At 65.6% G+C, this 13,527-nt stretch carries 13 protein-coding genes; 11 read left to right on the top strand and 2 right to left on the bottom strand.

Annotated features, from left to right (window positions below; all coding sequences use genetic code 11):
- Window positions 1-39 precede the first annotated feature (39 nt).
- Window positions 40-1,050 carry a YeiH family protein gene (locus NFG57_RS16230; protein ID WP_348814771.1) on the bottom strand — a complete coding sequence of 337 codons (1,011 nt, stop codon included), beginning with the start codon at window positions 1,048-1,050 and terminating at the stop codon, window positions 40-42.
- A 200-nt stretch (window positions 1,051-1,250) separates the two neighbouring features.
- On the opposite strand from NFG57_RS16230, the gene NFG57_RS16225 reads away from it, so the two are divergent.
- Complete coding sequence (locus tag NFG57_RS16225) at window positions 1,251-2,195, top strand: LysR substrate-binding domain-containing protein (RefSeq protein ID WP_045992807.1); 945 nt, start codon at window positions 1,251-1,253, stop codon at window positions 2,193-2,195.
- A gap of 177 nt (window positions 2,196-2,372) precedes the next feature.
- On the opposite strand, the gene NFG57_RS16220 is transcribed toward NFG57_RS16225, so the two are convergent.
- On the bottom strand, window positions 2,373-3,173 hold the full coding sequence (locus NFG57_RS16220; RefSeq protein WP_108132396.1) for a TraX family protein: 801 nt from the start codon (window positions 3,171-3,173) through the stop codon (window positions 2,373-2,375).
- A gap of 183 nt (window positions 3,174-3,356) precedes the next feature.
- On the opposite strand from NFG57_RS16220, the gene NFG57_RS16215 reads away from it, so the two are divergent.
- The 10 genes from NFG57_RS16215 (at window position 3,357) to NFG57_RS16170 (ending at window position 13,409) form a co-directional block, all read left to right on the top strand.
- The gene (locus tag NFG57_RS16215; protein ID WP_045992806.1) at window positions 3,357-4,316 is read left to right on the top strand and encodes a LysR family transcriptional regulator; all 960 of its coding nucleotides are present in this window, start codon (window positions 3,357-3,359) and stop codon (window positions 4,314-4,316) included.
- Window positions 4,317-4,499: 183 nt separating this feature from the next.
- Entirely contained in the window at window positions 4,500-5,075 is a 576-nt protein-coding gene (locus NFG57_RS16210) for a TRAP transporter small permease subunit (RefSeq protein ID WP_348814770.1), read from the top strand.
- A gap of 184 nt (window positions 5,076-5,259) precedes the next feature.
- Window positions 5,260-6,582 carry a TRAP transporter large permease subunit gene (locus tag NFG57_RS16205; protein ID WP_045992804.1) on the top strand — a complete coding sequence of 441 codons (1,323 nt, stop codon included), beginning with the start codon at window positions 5,260-5,262 and terminating at the stop codon, window positions 6,580-6,582.
- Window positions 6,583-6,718: 136 nt separating this feature from the next.
- Window positions 6,719-7,777: a twin-arginine translocation signal domain-containing protein gene (locus NFG57_RS16200; RefSeq protein WP_045992803.1), complete on the top strand. Its 1,059-nt coding sequence runs from the start codon at window positions 6,719-6,721 to the stop codon at window positions 7,775-7,777.
- 99 nt (window positions 7,778-7,876) lie between these two features.
- On the top strand, window positions 7,877-9,256 hold the full coding sequence (locus NFG57_RS16195; RefSeq protein WP_124803328.1) for a glutamine synthetase: 1,380 nt from the start codon (window positions 7,877-7,879) through the stop codon (window positions 9,254-9,256).
- Window positions 9,257-9,329: 73 nt separating this feature from the next.
- Window positions 9,330-10,715: an aldehyde dehydrogenase family protein gene (locus tag NFG57_RS16190; RefSeq protein ID WP_348814769.1), complete on the top strand. Its 1,386-nt coding sequence runs from the start codon at window positions 9,330-9,332 to the stop codon at window positions 10,713-10,715.
- 7 nt (window positions 10,716-10,722) lie between these two features.
- Window positions 10,723-11,901: an iron-containing alcohol dehydrogenase gene (locus tag NFG57_RS16185; protein WP_348814768.1), complete on the top strand. Its 1,179-nt coding sequence runs from the start codon at window positions 10,723-10,725 to the stop codon at window positions 11,899-11,901.
- A gap of 122 nt (window positions 11,902-12,023) precedes the next feature.
- On the top strand, window positions 12,024-12,758 hold the full coding sequence (locus NFG57_RS16180) for a GMP synthase (RefSeq protein ID WP_348814767.1): 735 nt from the start codon (window positions 12,024-12,026) through the stop codon (window positions 12,756-12,758).
- A gap of 128 nt (window positions 12,759-12,886) precedes the next feature.
- Complete coding sequence (locus NFG57_RS16175; RefSeq protein ID WP_348814766.1) at window positions 12,887-13,171, top strand: BrnT family toxin; 285 nt, start codon at window positions 12,887-12,889, stop codon at window positions 13,169-13,171.
- Window positions 13,140-13,409, top strand: a complete 270-nt coding sequence (locus NFG57_RS16170; protein ID WP_108132401.1) for a BrnA antitoxin family protein — start codon at window positions 13,140-13,142, stop codon at window positions 13,407-13,409. The genes NFG57_RS16175 and NFG57_RS16170 overlap by 32 nt, the downstream gene beginning before the upstream one ends.
- The last annotated feature ends 118 nt before the right edge of the window (window positions 13,410-13,527 follow it).

Below are 13,527 nucleotides of genomic sequence, written 5' to 3'. Positions count from 1 at the left end.
TCGCTGTGTATCGGGTTCCTGCCCGGTCCATCGATCCGGTCAGCCCATCAGCAGGGCACTGGCCATCCCGCCACCAACCATCAGCAGCACAAACAGGATCAGGGCGAGCAGAAAGGGCTTCACGCCGAGCGCCTTGAGGCGAGACATCCGGGTGTTGATGCCGAGCGCGGCCATGGCCATGGTCAGGGCGAGCTGGCCGGCCAGCACCAGACCCGAGTGCAGCGGCGCGGGCAGGGTGATGACGCTGTTGACGCCGACCATGGCGATAAAGCCGAGGGCAAACCAGGGGATCACCAGCTTGGCCTTGTGTGCGCCCTGAGCGCCTGCCTCGGCGCCTTCCTGGGTCGGCTGACGCAGCCACCATTGGCCGACCACCAGCAGGAAGGGCACCAGCAGCATCACCCGTACCAGCTTGACGATGACCGCGTTGGCCAGGGCATCCGGGCCGACGGCGTCGCCGGCGGCGACCACCTGGGCCACCTCATGCACGGTAGCGCCGATATAGACCCCGAACAGTCCCTCGTCCATGCCCAGCCACGGATACAGCAGCGGGTAGGTCAGCATGGCCAGGGAGCCGAACAGCACCACCGTGGCCACCGCCATGGACGCCGCTGCCGGCTTCGAGCGAATGGTCGACTCGGTGGCGAGCACCGCAGCGGCGCCGCAGATGGCGCTGCCGGCACTGGTCAGCAGGGTGGTCTCGCGATCCATGCCGAGCACCCGGGTGCCGATCTGGTAGCCGACCAGCAGTACCGCGGTGATGATCAGCGCGTCCAGCAGCAGCACCTTGGGCCCGAGTCCGACCACCTGAGCGAAGGTCAGCGACAGGCCGAACAGCACGATGCCGCCGCGCAGCAGCCAGCGGGTAGCGAAGGCGAGCCCCGGCTGGGCGCCCTCGACGGTGCGCTTGAGCGGCAGATTGCCGACCACGATGCCCAGCAGCAGGGCGAACACCAGCGGACTCACGCCTGCGTCGGCGATACCGGGCAGTCGGCTGATGGCCTGCCCGGCCAGCGTCAATAGTGCGCATAGCGCAAGTCCTTGCCACATGAGCGGATCTCCTCTTCGTGTCAGGGTATCGCCGCTACCGGCTCGTCTGGGTGGAGCCTGAGGCGTCGGTTCGATAGGGAGATTCTAGGCGTGGATATACCAGATGATTATCGTGTAATAACGAAACCTGTTATAAGCTGAGCCGATATAGGAACCGTGTCGCTTCCCCGCCATCTTCCCTGCAACCGTCGAGCACCGTGATGAGTTTCTCGCCAGACAGTCCCACCCGCTCCCATATCACCCTGCGCCAGCTCGAGGTCTTCGTGGCGGTGGCCCGGCTGGGAACCGTCAGCGCCGCGGCCAGACAACTGAGCCTGTCCCAGTCGGCGACCAGCCAGGCGCTGGCGGACCTGGAGCGTCAACTTGGTGTCACCCTGTTCGAACGCCCGGGGCGGCGGCTTGGCCTGAACGACATGGGCCATCGGCTGCTGCCGCGCGCCGAACAGCTGCTGGATGATCTGGGCGAGCTGATCGCCGCCGCCGAGGAACCGGGAGACGAGCTCCACGGCAGCCTGGCGATCTCCGCCAGCGCCACCATCGGTACCTATCTGTTGCCGCCGCTGGCTGGGGAGTTCGGCGGACTGCATCCGGGGGTCGACCTGCGCCTGCGACTGCGCAATACCGGCGAGGTGATCTCCGAGGTACAGCGCTTCGACGCCGACCTGGGGATGATCGAGGGGCGCTGTCACGAGCCGGGACTCGCCAGCGAAGTGTGGTGCGAAGACCATATGGTGATCGTCTGCGCGCCCGGGCATCCGCTGGTGGCCAAGGGCCGGGTCGAGGATGCTGATCTGGTCGAGCAGTCGTGGATCCTGCGCGAGATCGGCTCCGGCAGCCGGGAGGTGCTCGAGGCGGCGGTGCTGCCCCGGGTGCCGAGGCTCAAGGTACGCATGGAGCTGGGGCAGCACGAGGCGATCAAGCAGGCTGTGGCGGCGGGCCTGGGACTGGGTTGCCTGTCGCACCTGAGCGTGCGGGGAGAGCTCGAGCGAGGGGAGTTGCTGGCGCTGTCACATGACCTGCCGCTGACCCGCCACTTCTCGCTGGTGTGGCATCCGGACCGCTACCGCAGCCCGGCCTGGCAGGCCTTCAAGGTCTTCTTGATGGAACAGAGAAGCCGTTTCGCGCTGCCGGCGCAGGACGCCTAGAGGATCTGGACGTTGCCGGTCCACAGCAGGATGGCGGCGATCACTGCGAAGTGGGCCTGGGGGTATCAAGAGCAGGCGAGCCACCTTGGCGGGTTCTTTGACCGTTGCCGGTGCCGTTACATTATCTGAGCGTTGCCGGTCCACAACAGAATGGCGGCGATCACCGCGCTTTCGGGTTCACATTATCTGGGCGTTGCCGGTCCATAGCAGAATGGCGGCGATCACCGCGAAGTGGGCCGGATACCATGCGAGCCACATCCGCCGCGGCATGACGATGCCGGGCGCGCGGCATAGCCGGTGAGCACCAGCGGCCAGCAGCAGCACCGCCAGGACCGTGGCCACGGTCACCGACTTGGCCATGTCGGAGCTGTTCATCATGCCTGCCACCAGCAGCAGCGGCAGGCAGCCGACCACCGCCAGCAGGCGCGAGAGCAGGGCGTCGTCGGTACGATGGAGCTGGCCCATGCCGAGCATGAAAAACGGCACCAGCAACAGGCCATGGTGGCCGTATTCGACCCAGAAGCCGGCAAAGTACCAGCCGGTTGCCACGCCGAGGGTTTCCAGCGCCAGGCGTACATGGCCCAGCTCTCCGGCTTCCTGTCGCCGGGTCAGTTGCTCAAGCCAGTGGCCGGCCATCAGCCCGAGCGCCAGGGTAAAGCAGATGTTGAGCTGAAACAGCGCCTCGCGGGGCATCAGTTGGTAGGGTAACTGGGCCAGCAGACCGATGATCATCACCCGGCGTGCGTAGCGCAGCGGATCACGGGTATTGAACAGCCCGTGCCAGGCGACCATGCCGGCGAACAGTGGAAAGGCGATACGGCCCACGCTCGAGTCGACCCAGCCAAGGTGCCAGGCGTCGGTGGCCAGGTAGCGTGCCAGGTGGTCCAGGGTCATGGTGACAAGCGCGATCCACTGGCCCCAGCCGGTCCAGTGGGAGGACGGTCGTTCGTGGTAGCTGGCGCTGGCGACGTAGGTCATCGGACTTCCCTGTTGTTCGGCTTGCCAGGGTAGACTTGTGCCGGGCCGACAAGTTCCGCAGGAGTCAGAGTAGAGCTTCGACACCGACCAGGATCAGCACCGGGTCAAGGATCCCTGCGACAGCCCCAGCAAGAGCCGACAACAGCGCCGAGACAATAACAACATCACCACCGAGGAGACGCCATGAAGAATGGCTTCGGCTTCGACCTGCGCAGTATGGAAATCTTCGTCGAGACCCTGGAACGCGGTAGCCAGAGCGCCGCCGCCGAGGCGCTCGGCCTGACCCAGTCGTCGGTGTCGCATTGCCTGGCGACCCTCGAAGAGAGCCTGGGGCTGGCGCTGTTCGAGCGCCGCTCGCGGCCGCTGGAACCCACCAGCGCCGGACGCTTCTTTTATGACCGTGCCCGCCGTCTGCTGGGCGAGGCCAGGGATACCCGCCGCGAACTGATCACCGGTGCCTTCGGTCAATTGCATCAGATGCGCCTGGCGCTGGTGGATTCGCTGGCCACCGCCGTGGGCAAGCCGCTGATCGACGTCATCCGCCGCCACACCCGTGACTACACCTTGACCACCGGGCTTTCGCACATGCACGGGCACTCGCTGCTGACGCGGCACGTGGACGTGATCATCTCCGACGATCGGCTGGAAAACTACGACGGCCTGGAGCGTCACAGGGTGCTGGACGAGCCCTTTGTGCTGGTGTTGCCGGCGAGCTGGACGGGGCCTGCTGACAATCTGCGCTGGCTATCGCGTCAGCTCGACTTCGTGCGCTACGTGCCGCAGTCGCTGATCGGCCAGAGTATCGAGCGCCACCTGCGCCTGGCCGGTGTGGAGCTGCCGGCGCGGCTGCACCTGGACAACACCTGCGCCTTGCTCAAGGCGGTGAGCGACGGCGTCGGCTTTACCGTGACGACCCCGCTGTGCCTGTATCAGGCGGGGCTCGATCAGCTCAGGGTGCGCATCGAAGCGCTGCCGCTGGCGCCGCTCAAGCGCTCGTTGACGCTGGTCGCCAGGCGCGACGAACTCGGTGGCTTGCCTGGGCAGCTGGCGCGGGACGCCCGCCGCCTGCTGGACGGCGACTTTCGTGCCACGCTCACCGAGGAGCTGCCCTGGGTCGAGGAGCAGATCGTCACTTCCGTCTGAGGATCTTCCCGGCGATGGCCAGTTTCATGGCCGGTTTCGGTGCAGTGGCTGCTTTTCTCTGCACTTTGCTTGAGCAGTATCGAAAGCTTCGATAGTCATCACGTCGTTGAAGTCGATGCAACTGGCACGTCCGGCCAGGCTGGGCCAAGACTCAGGAGATTCCTCTTGTGTCCGGGAGCGCCCATGCCGGCAGCCATTCGCCTCTACGTCCGCTACGTGGACCGATTCAATCGGCGTATCGGTCGTATCGTCATGTACCTGATCTTCGTGATGATCGGGGTCCTGCTCTACGCCTCGCTCTCGCGCACCCTGTTTGATCGGCCGTTGATCTGGGGCGTCGAGGTCTCTCAGTTCCTGATGGTCGCCTACTTTCTGCTGGGCGGTGCCTACTCCATGCAGCTCGACGACCATGTGCGCATGGACCTCTTCTATACCCGACTGTCGCCACGGGCCAAGGCCATGAGCGACGTCCTGACCATGCTGCTGTTGCTGGTGTTCCTCGCCACCCTGCTGGCCGGCGGCATCTCCAGCACCAGCTACGCGATCAAGTACGGCGAGACCAACTACAGCTCCTGGGCGCCGCCGCTGGCGCCGATCAAGATCATCATGACCCTGGGGGTAGCGCTGATGCTCGCCCAGTGCCTGTCGACCCTGTTCAAGGATATCGCCGTGCTGAGAGGACACCCGCTCGAGCAGACCGAGGGGGAGAAGGACGGCAGGGAAGAGCAGGACCGGAAGGACGGGGAGGGCGATCAATGAGCCATGAAATGATCGCACTTACGCTGCCCTTGTCGAGAGCGTCGATGATGTTGCTGTTTCTAAGCCAGAGTCAGGGACGGAGGGCGATCGATGAGCCATGAAATGATCGCGCTTATGCTGCCCTTGTCGAGAGCGTCGATGATGTTGCTGTTTCTAAGCCAGAGCCAGGGACGGAGGGCGATCGATGAGCTATGAAATGATCGCGCTGACGATGTTCTCTTCGATGATGTTGCTGCTGTTGACCGGACAGCGGGTGTTCGGCGTCATCGGCTTCGTCGGCGCGGCGGCGGCGCTTTTGCTGTGGGGCGATGGCGGCATGGAGATGCCGTTCAGCGCTGCCATCCAGTTGATGAACTGGTATCCGCTGTTGACCCTGCCTTTGTTCATCTTCATGGGGTACATGCTGTCGGAGTCGGGCATCGCCTCCGAACTCTACGAGATGTTCCACGTATGGATGGGCGGGCTCAAGGGCGGGCTCGCCGTGGGTACCATCGGCCTGATGGTGGTGGTCTCGGCGATGAATGGACTGAGTGTGGCCGGCATGGCCATCGGTGCCACCATCGCCCTGCCGGAACTGCTGCGCCGGGGCTATGACAAGATCATGGTCACCGGGGTGATCCAGGCCGGAAGCTCGCTTGGCATCCTGGTGCCGCCCAGCGTGGTGCTGGTGCTCTACGGCATGATCGCGCGACAGCCGGTCAGCCAGCTGTGGCTGGCCGGCGCCATCCCCGGGTTGATCCTGGCGGCGATGTTCGTCATCTACATCGTGGTGCGTTGTCGCCTGCAGCCGAGCCTGGGCCCGGCGCTGCCGCCGGAGGAGCGCAACCTGTCCACCGCCGACAAGCTGAAGCTTCTGCGCGCGGGCATCATGCCGCTGGCGATCTTCTTCTTCATGACCGGGCTGTTCGTGATGGGCGTCACCAGCCTGGTCGAGAGCGCCGCGGTGGGGGCGCTGTCGGCAACCCTGGCGGCGGCGTTCAAGCGCCGTCTGACGCTGGCGGTGATCGAGACCACGGTGCGCCGCTCGCTCGGCATCACCTGCATGTTCATGTGGATCATCCTGGCGGCGCTGTGCTTTGGCGCGGTGTTCGACGGTCTCGGCGCGGTGCGCGCCATCGAGTCGGTATTCCTCGACCAGTTCGGCCTCACCCCCTGGCAGATCCTGGTGATGATGCAGCTGTCCTACATTCTGCTGGGCATGTTCCTCGACGACACCGCCATGCTGGTGATCGTGGCGCCGCTGTACGTGCCGCTGGTGATCACCCTGGGCTTCGACCCGATCTGGTACGGGGTGCTCTACACCATCACCGTGCAGATCGCCTACATGACCCCACCGTTTGGCTACAACCTCTTTCTGATGCGCGCCATGGCCCCGCCGGAGATCAGTCTCGGCGACATCTACCGCAGCGTCTGGCCGTTCGTCGCCATCATGCTGGCGGGGCTTGCGCTGATCACCGCCTTTCCCGAGCTGGCGCTATGGCTGCCGGGTCTGTTCAGGGACTACTGAGGCAAGACTGTCGCGGTCTTGGCCCGGCAGGCAGGGATGTGAAGCAAGGAGCTTTAAAGAAGGCAGGAGAAGACGACCACAGGCGTCCTTTACGGACGCAACGTCAGGCAACAACAACGAAAACGGGAGAGAACGGATGACCAATCGTCGCGACTTCCTCAAGAAGGCCGGTGTCGCCACCGCCGCCACCGTGGGGGCGGGCACCCTGGCCGCCCCCTACGTCCACGCCCAGTCGAAGACGCCGATCCGCTGGCGACTGCAGACCTACGCAGGACCAGCCCTGGCGGAGCACGTGATCAAGCCCTCCATCGAGGCCTTCAACAAGGCCGCCAACGGCGAGATGGAGATCGAGCTGTACTTCTCCGACCAGCTGGTGCCCACCGGCGAGCTGTTTCGGGCGATGCAGCGGGGCACCATCGACGCGGTACAGAGCGACGACGACTCGATCAATGCTCCGGTCGATGTCTCGGTGTTCGGCGGCTACTTCCCGTTCGCCTCGCGCTACAGCCTGGACGTGCCGACCCTGTTCAACCACTACGGCCTCAAGGAAATCTGGGAGGAGGCCTACGGCGAGATCGAGGGAGTGACCTGGCTCGGTTCCGGCAGCTGGGACCCCTGCAACTTTGTCACCCGGGAGCCGATCCGCAGCATCAAGGACCTGGAGGGCAAACGGGTCTTCACCTTCCCCACCGCCGGGCGCTTCCTGACCCGCTTCGGGGTGGTGCCGGTGACCCTGCCGTGGGAGGACATCGAGGTCGCCATGCAGACCCGCGAACTCGACGGCATCGCCTGGGCCGGCATCACCGAGGCCTACACCGTGGGCTGGGCGGACGTCTCCAGCTACTACCTGACCAACAATATTTCCGGCGCCTGGGCCGGCTCCTACTTCGCCAACAGCGAGCGCTGGAACGAGCTGCCGGATCACCTGAAGACGCTGTTCAGAATGTGCATGGACAGCTCTCACTACTATCGTCAGCACTGGTACTGGTGGGGCGAGGCCCACTACCGCACCCAGGGCGGCAAGCTGGAGCTGACCTCGATCCCGGAAAGCGAGTGGCAGACCATCGAGGACGAGGCACTGAGTTTCTGGGACGAGATCGCAGGCCAGAGCGAGCGCAACGCCAAGGTGGTGCAGATCCTCAAGGACTATCGTCAGACCATGCAGCAGGCGGGACCTCCCTACCGCTACAGCTGACACTCTCGGTAGATATCGGGCGTTGCGGGCCGGCCCGGCAATCAAGGTCGGCCCGTTGTTTCTTCGCCCTTGTTCCTTCGCCCATGAGGAGGGTGATCGATGTCAGGACTCAATCCCAGGGACGTGCGCACGGCGGATGACGCCCGCCGGGTGGTCGAGGCGCGCAACCTCTCCCACGTCAAGATCGGCTTTCTCGATCTGGACGGGGTGATGGTCGGCAAGTACATGCACCGCGACAAGTTCTTTGCCGCCCTCGACGGCGGCTTCGCCTTCTGCGACGTGGTGCTGGGCTGGGACAGCAAGGACGAGCTGTACGACAACACGCGCTACACCGGCTGGCACACCGGCTATCCCGACGCCCAGTTGCGCGTGCTGCCGGAGAGCTGTCGCGAGGTACCCTTCGAAGGCGACATGCTGCTGTTCATGGCCGAATTCACCGAGCGGGCCGAGGCGATCTGTCCGCGTGGCCTGCTACGGCGGGTGCTGGGCAGGGCCGCCGAGATGGGCTTCTCGGTTCACGGCTCGCTGGAGTATGAATTCTTCATGTTCCAGGAGACGCCGGAATCGGTGCGCGAGAAGGGCTTTCGCAACCTGCGCCCGCTGACCCCGGACATGATGGGCTACTCCATGCTCAGGAGTTCGGTGCATGCCGAGCTCTACCACGAGCTGCTGGAGCTGTCCCAGCGCATGGACTTCCCCATCGAGGGGCTGCACACCGAGACCGGGCCAGGCGTGCTCGAGGCCGCCATCGGCGTCGACGAGGCGCTGGCCGCCGGCGACAAGGCGGCGCTGTTCAAGACCTTCACCAAGGTGTGGGCCCAGCGACGCGGCCTGATGGCCACCTTCATGGCCAAGTGGTCGCCGGACTATCCCGGCCAGAGCGGCCATATCCACCTGTCGATGAAGCACCTCGAGAGCGGCGAGTCGGCCTTCTACGACTCCGACGCCGAGCACTCCATGAGCGCCATCCAGCGTCACTTCGTCGCCGGCCAGCAGCGGCTGATGCCGGAGTTTCTGGCCATGTTCGCCCCCACCATCAACAGCTACACCCGGCTGATTCCCGGCTTCTGGGCGCCGACGGACGCCACCTGGGGCGTCGAGAATCGCACCACCGCCCTGCGCGTGATCCCCGGCAGCGCCAAGTCCCAGCGGGTCGAATACCGGCTCGGCAGCGCCGACGCCAATCCCTACCTGGCGCTGGCCGCCGCCATCGGTGCCGGCCTTTATGGCATCGAGCAGGGGCTCGAGCCCGATACCGCGGTTACCGGCAACGCCTACGAGCTCGACCATCCCGAGCACCAGGCGCTGCCGCGAACCCTGTGGGAGGCGGCCCAGCGGCTCAAGGCATCGACGCCTGCGCGCGGGCTTTTCGGCGACGACTTCGTCGAGCACTTTGCCGCCACCCGGGAGTGGGAGGAGCGCGAATTCCGTCGGCATATCACCGACTGGGAGCTCGATCGCTATTTCGAGATTATCTGACGCGGATGCCCGGTATCGAGATCATCTGACGCGGATGCCCGGCATCCCGCCAACCGACAGACGAGAGAACTGCATGGCCATTCAACAGACGATATCGCCGGTGGACGGCTCGGTGTACGTGGAGCGCGAGCAGGCCGGCGCGGCCGAGATCGAAACGGCCCTGGTCCGCGCGGTCGAGGCCCAGCAGGACTGGCGCGAGCGTGACGTCGCCGAGCGCTGCCGCCTGTGCAGCGCAATGGTGGACGCCTTCGTCGCCCGGCGCGATCAGCACGCCGAGGAGCTGTGCTGGCAGATGGGCCGGCCCATTTCTCAGGGCGGCGGGGAAATCGGCGGCTTCGAGGAGCGCGCCCGGGCAATGATCGCCATGGCGCCTGAGGCGCTCGCGCCGCTGCGCCTGGCCGACAAGCCCGGCTTTACCCGCTATATCCGCCGCGAACCGCTGGGCGTCTCGCTGATCGTCGCGCCCTGGAACTTCCCCTACATGACCGCGGTGAACGCCGTGGTGCCGGCGATCCTCGCCGGCAATGCGGTGATTCTCAAGCACTCCGCCCAGACCCCGCTGTGTGCCGAGCGCATGGTCGAGGCCGCCCGAGAGGCGGGTATCCCCGAGGGGGTGTTCCAGTACCTGCACCTGAGCCACCAGGCCACCGAGACCCTGATGGGTGACCCTCGCATCGACCATGTGTCCTTCACCGGCTCGGTGGGCGGTGGTCGCACCGTCGAAGCCGCCACCGCCGGGCGCTTTATCGCCACGGCGCTGGAACTCGGCGGCAAGGACGCCGCCTATGTGCGCGCCGACGTCGACCTGGACAGCGCGGTGGAAGGGGTGATGGACGGCGCCTTCTTCAACTCGGGCCAGAGTTGCTGTGGCATCGAGCGGATCTACGTCGAGCGCGCCATCTTCGATGACTTCGTCGAAAGGGCGGTGGCCTGGCTGAAGCAGCTCAGGCTCGGCAACCCCTGCGACCCGTCTACCAGCCTGGGGCCGGTGGTCAAGCCCGCCGCCGCCGACTTCGTACGGGGCCAGGTGGAGGCGGCAGTGGCCGCCGGCGCCCGCGCCTGGATCGACCCCGGCGACTATCCGCTGTCGCGCCCCGGCAGCGCCTATCTGGCGCCACAGCTGTTGACCGGGGTCGACCACAGCATGGCGGTGATGCGCGAGGAGAGCTTCGGCCCGGTGGTCGGGGTGATGGCGGTGGACGGCGATGACGAGGCCATCGCCTTGATGAATGACTCCGAGTTCGGCCTGACCGGGGCGGTCTTCACCCGCGACCTGGCCACCGGCGAAGCGCTGGCCGCACGGCTTCAGGTCGGCACCGCCTTCGTCAACCGCTGCGACTATCTGGACCCGGAGCTGGCCTGGACCGGCGTCAAGCATTCGGGGCGCGGCTGCTCGCTGTCGCGGCTCGGCTTCGACAGCCTGACCCGGCCCAAGTCCTTCCACCTGAAACACGCCTGAGGCAACCATGAGCGATATCAGCCGCTACACCACCAGCTGGAACTACCCCTCGGCCATCCTCACCGGCGCCGGTCGAATTCGTGATCTGCCGGCCCAGTGTCGAGAGCTTGGCATGACGGCGCCGTTATTGATCACCGATCCGGGGCTCGCGGCGCTGCCGATGGTGCGCGAAGTGCTCGATCACTGCGCCGGCGAAGGACTCAGGGCGGGGCTGTTTGCCGAGATCAAGGGCAATCCCACCGGTGCCAACGTCATCGCCGGCGTCGACGCCTTCCGCCAGGGGGAACACGATGGCGTGATCGCCTTCGGCGGAGGCTCCGGACTCGACGCGGCCAAGGCGGTGGCGCTGATGGCCAATCAGCGCGACGGCCTGTCGCTGTGGTCGCTGGAGGACGTCGGCGACAACTGGAAGAACGCCGACGGCGACGCCATCGTGCCGCTGGTGGCGGTGCCGACCACCGCCGGTACCGGCTCGGAGGTAGGACGCGCCTCGGTGATCACCGATGAGGCCGAGCGGGTCAAGCGCATCATCTTCCACCCCGGCATGGTGCCGGCCCGGGTGATCCTGGACCCGACCCTGACCGTGGGCCTGCCCCCTGCGGTCACCGCCGCCACCGGTATGGATGCTCTGTCCCACTGTCTGGAGGCCTGGTGCGCGCCGGGCTATCACCCCATGGCCGAGGGCATCGCGGTGGAGGGCATGCGCCGGGTCCGTGACTATCTGCCCCGGGCCTACGCCCACGGCGACGATCTGGAGGCCCGGCTCAACATGCTGGTGGCATCGAGCATGGGCGCCACCGCCTTCCAGCGGGGGCTCGGCGCCATGCATGCCCTGGCCCATCCATTGGGGGCGCTGTACGACGCCCACCATGGCACCTTGAACGCCATCCTGATGCCCTATGTGCTCAAGGCCAACGAGCGCGCCATCGGCGAGCCCATGGTGCGCCTGTGTCGCTATCTCGATATCCGCCAGCCGGGCACCTCAAGTGCCATCGACTGGGTGCTCGAGCTGCGTGAGCGGCTCGCGATCCCCCACGACCTGGCGGCCATCGGCATCGACGCCGCCGAGGCGGTGAAGATCGGCGAAATGGCGGTGGTCGATCCGTCCGCGGCAAGCAATCCCATCGCCTTTACGGCCGAGGATTATCAACGCATCTTCCTGGCGGCCCAGCAGGGCCGGCTATAGCGCTTGGTATAGCGTTGGTATAGCGCCCGGCCCCGCCCGATGACGTAGCCCTGGCGGCGCCCGGGTCGTCTCTGGCAAGGTGGCCGGCCAGCGTCAAGGGAGTACTGGTGATGGAGAACATCATGCGAATCGGTCTACTGCAGTGCGACGACGTGGCGCCGGAGCTGATCGACGCCCACGGCAACTATCCGGCCATGTTCGAGGCGCTGCTGGCGCCGGCGGCCTTTTCTCTGGGGGTCAGCCTCGAGTGGCAGGTCTACCGCTGCCTGGACGGCGAGATTCCCGATGACGTCGAGGCAGTGGACGCCTGGCTGACCACCGGCTCGAAGTTCGGGGTCAACGACGGCCACGCCTGGATCGCCCGGCTCGAGGACTTCGTGCGCGCGCTCTATCGCGCGGAGAAGCCTCTGGTGGGGGTGTGCTTCGGCCATCAGTTGATCGTCAAGGCGTTGGGCGGCGAGGTGATCAAGAGTCCCAAGGGCTGGGGCGTGGGGCTTTCCAACAATCGGGTCGGCGAGCGCGAGCCCTGGATGACCCCCTGGCAGCATGACCTCGATCTGCTGGTCAGCCACCAGGATCAGGTCGAGGCGCTGCCCGAAGGCGCCTCGACCCTGGGCGGCAGCGGCTTCTGCCCCCACTACCTGATCCGCGTCGGCCGCTGCTTTCTTGGCGTCCAGGGCCACCCCGAGTTTCGCCCCGACTACTCCCGCGACCTGATGCGACTGCGCCAGGGCCTGGTCGGGGAAGAACGGGTACGCCAGGGCGAGGCCTCGCTGGCCGGACGCATCGACGACGGCGTGATGGCCGAGTGGATACTGCGCTTTATGCGCGAGGCGATGGCGGTCAGGGAGGGGTGACGAGACGCAAGATGGAGGCCATTATTTGGTGGTGGCAGCCAAGGCACCTGGCAAGCATTAGTTTCGGCAACGAGTGCGTTGTGGGAGAACGAACCTTCTTGTCCTTTTTTTGTCCATACATTTAAAGCATGATCATCGACTTCGATCCGGGGAAGAGCGCTTGGAATGCCAGAGTGCGCGGCCTGCCCTTCAGCGAGGTGTTTCATTTCGATTGGGAAGGGGCGCTACTGACCGAGGACAAGCGCAACGATTACCCGGAGCGTCGGTTTGTTGCCATCGGGATGATCGGTCAGCGGGCCCACGTGGTGTGCTTCACGCCGATTGAAGGTGGAATTCGCGTCATCAGCTTGAGAAAGGCCAACGCTCGGGAGGTGCGGCGCTATGACAAGGCGACTCACGGACAGGACAGGTGAGGTCCGGGAACTCACCGATGAGGATATCGAACGTATGCGCCCCATGGATGAGGTGTTGCCTGCAAACCTCAAGCGGGCCATCGGGCAGCGGGGGGCGCAACGAACGCCGACGAAGGTGAAGACGTCGATCCGTCTGTCTCGGGACGTCATTGACCACTTCAAGCAGGGCGGTGATGGCTGGCAGCGCCGCATCGACCAGGCCCTGAAACAGTATATTCGAGAACATGGTAGCGATTGAGGTCTGGCCGCCAAATAGCTGGCGGACACGCCAGGCGAGGCCTCGCTGGCCGGACGCATCGACGACGGCGTGATGGCCGAGTGGATACTGCGCTTCATGCGCGAGGCGATGGTGGTCA

Source organism: Halomonas sp. H10-59 (assembly GCF_040070555.1).
In the GTDB taxonomy this organism is placed as follows: domain Bacteria; phylum Pseudomonadota; class Gammaproteobacteria; order Pseudomonadales; family Halomonadaceae; genus Halomonas; species Halomonas litopenaei.
This window is presented reverse-complemented; position numbering and strand designations above follow the sequence as displayed.

What these genes read in the sequence shown, in the direction of transcription:
- NFG57_RS16230 (WP_348814771.1), bottom strand. Translation starts at nt 1,050, where the DNA reads ATGTGGCAAGGACTTGCGCTATGCGCACTATTGACGCTGGCCGGGCAG.
- NFG57_RS16225 (WP_045992807.1), top strand. Translation starts at nt 1,251, where the DNA reads ATGAGTTTCTCGCCAGACAGTCCCACCCGCTCCCATATCACCCTGCGC.
- NFG57_RS16220 (WP_108132396.1), bottom strand. Translation starts at nt 3,173, where the DNA reads ATGACCTACGTCGCCAGCGCCAGCTACCACGAACGACCGTCCTCCCAC.
- NFG57_RS16215 (WP_045992806.1), top strand. Translation starts at nt 3,357, where the DNA reads ATGAAGAATGGCTTCGGCTTCGACCTGCGCAGTATGGAAATCTTCGTC.
- NFG57_RS16210 (WP_348814770.1), top strand. Translation starts at nt 4,500, where the DNA reads ATGCCGGCAGCCATTCGCCTCTACGTCCGCTACGTGGACCGATTCAAT.
- NFG57_RS16205 (WP_045992804.1), top strand. Translation starts at nt 5,260, where the DNA reads ATGAGCTATGAAATGATCGCGCTGACGATGTTCTCTTCGATGATGTTG.
- NFG57_RS16200 (WP_045992803.1), top strand. Translation starts at nt 6,719, where the DNA reads ATGACCAATCGTCGCGACTTCCTCAAGAAGGCCGGTGTCGCCACCGCC.
- NFG57_RS16195 (WP_124803328.1), top strand. Translation starts at nt 7,877, where the DNA reads ATGTCAGGACTCAATCCCAGGGACGTGCGCACGGCGGATGACGCCCGC.
- NFG57_RS16190 (WP_348814769.1), top strand. Translation starts at nt 9,330, where the DNA reads ATGGCCATTCAACAGACGATATCGCCGGTGGACGGCTCGGTGTACGTG.
- NFG57_RS16185 (WP_348814768.1), top strand. Translation starts at nt 10,723, where the DNA reads ATGAGCGATATCAGCCGCTACACCACCAGCTGGAACTACCCCTCGGCC.
- NFG57_RS16180 (WP_348814767.1), top strand. Translation starts at nt 12,024, where the DNA reads ATGCGAATCGGTCTACTGCAGTGCGACGACGTGGCGCCGGAGCTGATC.
- NFG57_RS16175 (WP_348814766.1), top strand. Translation starts at nt 12,887, where the DNA reads ATGATCATCGACTTCGATCCGGGGAAGAGCGCTTGGAATGCCAGAGTG.
- NFG57_RS16170 (WP_108132401.1), top strand. Translation starts at nt 13,140, where the DNA reads ATGACAAGGCGACTCACGGACAGGACAGGTGAGGTCCGGGAACTCACC.